The organism is uncultured Corynebacterium sp. (assembly GCF_902489365.1).
Lineage (GTDB): Bacteria > Actinomycetota > Actinomycetes > Mycobacteriales > Mycobacteriaceae > Corynebacterium.
The window spans coordinates 1-5745 of record NZ_CABTZR010000111.1 but is presented as its reverse complement, the minus strand read 5'-3'; the positions used below and the strand labels follow the sequence as shown (position 1 = coordinate 5745).

Annotated in this window: 6 protein-coding genes; 5 read left to right on the top strand and 1 reads right to left on the bottom strand. The window is 61.3% G+C overall.

The window, feature by feature from the left end; translation table 11 throughout:
- The 5 genes from RDN59_RS11150 to RDN59_RS11130 form a co-directional block, all read left to right on the top strand.
- Positions 1-1746 (top strand): YhgE/Pip domain-containing protein (locus RDN59_RS11150; protein ID WP_308607906.1); only part of this gene is annotated, 1746 nt, incomplete at its 5' end.
- Positions 1747-1850: 104 nt separating this feature from the next.
- The gene (locus tag RDN59_RS11145; protein ID WP_308607905.1) at positions 1851-3215 is read left to right on the top strand and encodes a potassium transporter TrkG; all 1365 of its coding nucleotides are present in this window, start codon (positions 1851-1853) and stop codon (positions 3213-3215) included.
- A 1-nt stretch (position 3216) separates the two neighbouring features.
- Positions 3217-3900: a TrkA family potassium uptake protein gene (locus RDN59_RS11140; protein WP_308607904.1), complete on the top strand. Its 684-nt coding sequence runs from the start codon at positions 3217-3219 to the stop codon at positions 3898-3900.
- A gap of 60 nt (positions 3901-3960) precedes the next feature.
- On the top strand, positions 3961-4323 hold the full coding sequence (locus tag RDN59_RS11135; protein ID WP_308607903.1) for a DUF202 domain-containing protein: 363 nt from the start codon (positions 3961-3963) through the stop codon (positions 4321-4323).
- The gene (locus RDN59_RS11130; RefSeq protein WP_308607902.1) at positions 4320-4619 is read left to right on the top strand and encodes a DUF202 domain-containing protein; all 300 of its coding nucleotides are present in this window, start codon (positions 4320-4322) and stop codon (positions 4617-4619) included. Before RDN59_RS11135 ends, RDN59_RS11130 begins: the two co-directional genes overlap by 4 nt.
- 125 nt (positions 4620-4744) lie before the next feature.
- Here RDN59_RS11130 and RDN59_RS11125 read toward each other — a convergent pair whose 3' ends face one another.
- On the bottom strand, positions 4745-5653 hold the full coding sequence (locus tag RDN59_RS11125) for a DUF559 domain-containing protein (protein WP_308607901.1): 909 nt from the start codon (positions 5651-5653) through the stop codon (positions 4745-4747).
- Positions 5654-5745 lie beyond the last annotated feature (92 nt).

Genomic DNA, 5745 nt, shown 5'->3' with positions numbered 1-5745 from the left:
GGTACCAAGTCCGGTGAGTATTACGCAGCCATCGTGCTCCCGGAAGATTTCAGTGCCGACATGATGAACTTCTACACGGATGGGTCCCAGCCCGCGGATTTGTCCTTCTACATGAATGAGAAGAAGAACGCGCTGGCTCCGAAGATCACTGGTCAAGGTGCTGAGGGTGTGTCGGCCCAGGTGGCCGAGGCCTTCACCACGACGGTCGGTGACGTGTCCTTCGATCTGGTCACCTCGCTCTCGGACTTCTTGAGCAAGGGCGATACCAAGGCCGTGTTGGACCGGATGCAGGCGCGCGCGGATGGTGTGCAGACCCAGCTCGATATGGCTGCCCGTACCGCGCGTTCCCTCGCTGGCCTCGTGGATACCGCGGTTCCGCTCATGGAAAGCGCCCAGCGCATTGCGGACTCGGCGGACCTGGAGCTGCCGGAGGTCCAGTCCTCCTCGCTCAACGTTTCCACGGACGCCTTGCAGCAATCCCTCGATGCCACCAGCGCTAGTTATGACGTGGTGCGCCAACGCATTGATGCGCTTTACGACGACGCCTCCGCCTCCCGCGCCGACCGTGTCGCCACGCTCAATACCTTGGCCGGCCAGGTAGAAGGCACGATTGCCCAGTATCAGAACCTGCACGGCCACATTGAGGCCCTGCCGCTTCCTGCCGGGGATAAGGAGAAGGCGCTCAGCCGTATCGAGGAGGCCATCGACGCGGAGCGCACTCTCCACGCGCGCCTCACGGCGGCCGCGAACGCTCCCGAACCCACGAAGCCGGATCTCTCCAGCCTCGATGATGCCAAGAAGGCAGTGGAGGGAATCTCCACCTCCGGTCTGCGTGAATCCTTGCGCGCGCTGCAGGATTCCCTGGGCCAGGTCAGCGCGGATCTGGATACCGCGCAGGCCCCCGTCACCATTGATTCCTCTTCCTTGACGGATGCTCGGGATGCGGTGCAGAACCTCGCCTCCGGCTTGCAGGACAAGGCCAACAAGTTCGCTGACCTGAAGAAAGACATCGACTCCGCTGCGGCGTCCGGTGACTTGAAGAAGTTGGCGGATCTCATTGGTTCCGATCCGGATGCTTTGGCGCGTGCGATTGCAGCGCCGGTGGACGTCGACAGGCAAGCGGTCTACCCGGTCAAGAGCTTCGGCGCCGGCATGACGCCGATGTACACGGCGCTGGCGCTGTGGGTGGGTGCGCTGCTGACTGCGGTGAGCGTGCGCACGGATGTAGCGGATAAGGATACATATTCGCCGATGCAGCGCTTCTTCGGTCGCTTCGGTATTTTCGCGGCGGTTGGCCTCGTGCAGTCGACAATGCTGATTCTGGGCCTCATCTTCTTCGTGGGCATTGAGCCCGCGCACCCGATCCTCATGCTGTTGGCGGGCTGGGTCAGCTCGCTCATCTTCATGTTGATTTGTTATACGTTCGTGGTGTCTTTCGCCAACGCGGGCAAGGCGCTAGCGGTGCTCATGTTGGTGATCCAGGTGTCGTCGTCGGGTGGTGCCTACCCCTTGCAGGTACTCCCGGAATGGTTCCAGAACATTAGTCCGTGGCTGCCCGCGACCTACACCATCCGCGCCTTCCGCGCGGCCATCGCCGGAACTTACCACGGGGATTACTGGCTAGCGTTGTTGTGCCTGCTGCTTTTTGCCGTACCGATGCTGGTTCTGGGCGTGGTCTTCCACAAGCCGTTGGAGAAGTTCACCAACGGCTGGGTGGAGACCTTGGAGAAGACCAAGCTGATGTAGTGCTTACTTCACGGTGCAGCCGATGCTATTTACATAAAACTCTGGAGATACTCACAGGTTAGTGGGGTCCCGTGAAACGGCACCCAGCGGTAAGCTGAAACGCTGTGAAACGCGGTCATTTCCTGGGCCCAGCTCGGCTCACCGCCGCGGGCTTTATTCTGCTTATCCTCGCGGGAACGGTGCTTCTTATGCTGCCGATTTCCGCCAACGTTCCGCAGTGGACTCCGTTCCTGCCTGCGTTCTTTACGGCAACCTCAGCGGTCTCTTTGACGGGTCTCGTGGTGGAGGACACCGGAACTTACTGGACGCCCTTTGGCCAAGTGGTCATTATTACGCTCATCCAGCTGGGTGGCCTCGGCATCATGAGTTTGGCTTCGCTATCTGGCATGCTGTTGACCGGCCGAATCAGCTTCAAAGCTCGCCGAACTATTGCTGCGGAGGGCCGTGCTGTGGCTTCTGGTGGCATTCGCCGCGCTCTTTTGCTCACCTTGGTTATGACCCTGATCTGTGAGGCCACAGTTGCCGTGTTCATTGGTGTGCGCCTAGCCACCGAACACGGCGTGGCACCAGGGCGCGCGGTGTGGGAAGGAGTTTTCCACGCTATTTCGGCCTTCAACAACGCCGGGTTCAGTACCTATTCCGATAGCGTCGTTTCCTTTGCCGCTGATGGTTGGATCCTGCTGCCCCTCGCCTTCGCCCTGATTACGGGTGGCTTAGGCTATCCCATGCTGGCGGAGTTCGTGCGACGGGCCCGCGCGCGGCTAACGCGCTGGCGTGGTGGTACACCGCGCATTCACCGCATGTCCATGACCGCCCGGATGACGCTGGGCGCCACAGCGTTTTTGTTGCTTAGTGGCACCGTTGTCTTCTTCCTCTCTGAGGGGTCCGGTGTACTGCACGGGATGCCGTTGGGGCAGAAGATCATCAATGCCTTCTTCATGAGCGCTTCGCCCCGAACGGCAGGTTTTAACGCCATCGATTACGGTGAGGCGCACCCGTTGACGCTGATGGTCACGGACATCTTGATGTTTATCGGCGGCGGCTCCGCCGGTACAGCGGGCGGCATCAAGGTCACCACCACATGCGTTCTGGGCGCAGCGATGATCTCGGAATTCTTGGGCCGGGAAGACACCTCCATCGGGCACCGTCGCCTGCCGCTGTCCACCTTCCGTCAGGCCCTCGCGCTGACCGCCGCCGGAATGATCGTCGTTGCCGTAGGTGTGGCAACGCTGCGCATCTGGGACCCCGAGTTCACCGCGGACCAGGTCACTTTCGAAGTCATGTCCGCCTTCGCCACCGTGGGTTTGTCCACGGGTATTACCGCAAGTTTGTCCGCACCATCACAGCTCATGCTGTGCCTCATCATGTACGTTGGCCGCGTAGGCCCCACCACCTTCGTGGCGGCACTGGCCGCCCGGACTATTAGCCTGCGCTACCGTTACCCAGAAGAAAGGCCGTTCATTGGCTAACATGTTCAGCGCCCTGCGGCGTGAGAAGACGTCCATCAACATCCCGCCGGTCGTCGTCATTGGCATGGGGCGGTTCGGTTCTTCCCTGGCTCGCGAGCTGATGGAGCACGGAGTGGAGGTTCTTGGTATCGATGCCGAGGAAAAGCACGTACGCGAATATGCCGCGTACCTCACCGAGGCCGTGACAGCGGATACTACCGACGCCGAGGCCCTCCGCCAGCTGGGTGTTGATGAAGTAGAGCGCGTGGTCGTGGCCATCGGTTCCGATCTGGAGGATTCCATCCTCACCGCCTCGAACTTGGTGGAACTGGGGGTAGGCGATATCTGGGCCAAGGCAGATTCGGATGCGCACGCCCGTATCCTGCGCCAACTCGGAGTGCACCACGTGATCCGCCCGGAGCGCGATACGGGCCGCCGCGTGGCGCACCTGTTGGGCGGGCGCTTCGAGGACTTTGCGGAGATCGCCACCGACTATGGCGTGACGGCGATGACCCCGCCGGCGTCGATAAGCAAGGGCCCGCTCAACCTCCACCAGGTGTGGGAAGAGCACAACGTTCAGCTCATCTCACGCTGTGAGGGGCCCGGCCAATGGCGCCCGCTTGTCGACGGCACCGAGCTCACCCACCGCGACCTCATCGTCGTCGCCGGTAGCCCCGCAGATCTTGAGGCCTTCTCGCAGTCCTAGACACGGCGCCTGGGGTGCCGCGCACTGTGGAGTGAGGAGCGGGGCGCTACAGTAGCGCCTATGACGAAGGCACGTTTTCCGGGCTCGGTGTATGGAACAGGGGAGGAACCCGACCCGCGCTTCAGCATGGCTAATGAGCGCACCTTTTTGGCGTGGATTCGCACGTCCTTGGCCTTTATCGCCGGTGGTGTGGCTTTGGAGACCTTCGATCTGCCGCTGAACACCACGCTGACTCGCGTGGTCTCCGTCATCATGCTGCTCGTGGCCATCATTCTGCCGGCGGTGGCGTGGTTTCACTGGGGTGCCTCCGAGCGCGCGATGCGCCATGGGCGTCCGCTCCCGGCTAGCCCGGCGTTGGCGTTGATTGTTGGCGTGGTGATCATCATCGGCCTGATGATTCTGGTGGGCGAGTTGCTAGCGTGAGCGAGCTTTTTGATCCCGGCCTCCAACCCGAGCGCACCCGCTTAGCCTGGCAGCGCACGGGGCTCGCAGGTCTTGTTGCCGGTTTGCTCGTCGTGCGTTCCGTTGCGTCATGGGCGGCTCTGATTGTCGGGGTAGTGGTGGCCGTGGTGCTATGGTTGGCCACCGCCAAGCTCCGCCATGCTGACGAGATCCTGGCTCGAGCCCAATCGCCCGCCCTGCCCGGAGCTCCGGCGCTCGCCGCAGTTGCGCTGGGCACGATGCTCCTCGGGGCGGTTGCCTTCTTTGCGCTGTGGTAGCTCGGCTTGGACTTCCATAACCGCAAACCCCCAGACCTCGATCCCGAAACTCCCTGGTGGGTGGTGGGCGTCGGCAAGCGCTTGGCGACGCCCACCTGCATGTTGCGGGATCGAGGTCTGGGGATCTAGCGGAAGTTTCGGGGGCCAGCAGCTAAGTGCCGCGCGATGGTGTTGATGAAGTCTTTTGGAGCGTCGCGCAACTCTTGGGGAGAGAAGCGTAAGACGACAAACCCCTGGTTGAGGAGCGCCTTTTGGCGTTGGTGTTCGGCTCGAATTACCTCTTCCAGCTCGTTTTCGTATTTCACATTGCCGTCAATTTCAATGAGCAGCCAGTCATTGATCGCGAGGTCGGCGTAGTACTGATTGACTCGGTATTGGGCGCGCAGGCTGCGAACCGCGGGAAGGCCCGCGTCTAGGATAAGGGCACGCGCGTAGGACTCCCAGGGAGATTCGGAGCTGTTGACACTATGTTCCACGGCCCGACGTGCATCCGCGACTCCTTTCACACGGCCCATGTCGCCGAGTACCCAGTTGAGGGTGTCCTTTGAAACCCGGCGTGACCGTACATAGTCTGCGGCGACGAGACCTTCGACGAAGCCATCGAAGCGCGCAATGTCGATCGCTGTGCGTGCCAGGGACGTAACCCGGATCCCGTGGACTTCTGTGACTTGATTGTTGAGTTTCGTTTGCTTGTAACGGAAGTATTGGCGCTTGGATCTTTGGGGAACGGAGTTTGAAGGGACTGTCGCGAAATACTCGGGAGGGGTGGTGAGAATGGGAATGCCGTGGATGCGAGCAGCCGCTTTGCCCAGGAGAGTTGCGCGCGGTGCGGCACGCGCATGGGCATAAACCTCTGCGGTTTCTCGCTCCCAGGGTTTTAGGTGCAGCCATCGGTGCAGGGGAATGGCATAGCACCACGCGAGCTTATGGAATTTCCTTGCGTGAATTTTGCCCCATCGGGGATCGTCGTTGCTGAGTGCGCGCAGATCGACCATGTGGGTGTCGATGAAGTGGAAGATTCTTTGGTTGTTCATGGCTTACTTTTAGCGCATTGACATGGATCGCGCGCGGCGAGCGGTACGCAGGGCTAAAGCCCCAGACCTCGATCCCGAAACTCCCTGGTGGG

Excerpts from the sequence above, each read along its gene's own strand:
- RDN59_RS11140 (WP_308607904.1), top strand. The coding sequence starts at position 3,217 with ATGTTCAGCGCCCTGCGGCGTGAGAAGACGTCCATCAACATCCCGCCG.
- RDN59_RS11125 (WP_308607901.1), bottom strand. The coding sequence starts at position 5,653 with ATGAACAACCAAAGAATCTTCCACTTCATCGACACCCACATGGTCGAT.
- RDN59_RS11135 (WP_308607903.1), top strand. The coding sequence starts at position 3,961 with ATGACGAAGGCACGTTTTCCGGGCTCGGTGTATGGAACAGGGGAGGAA.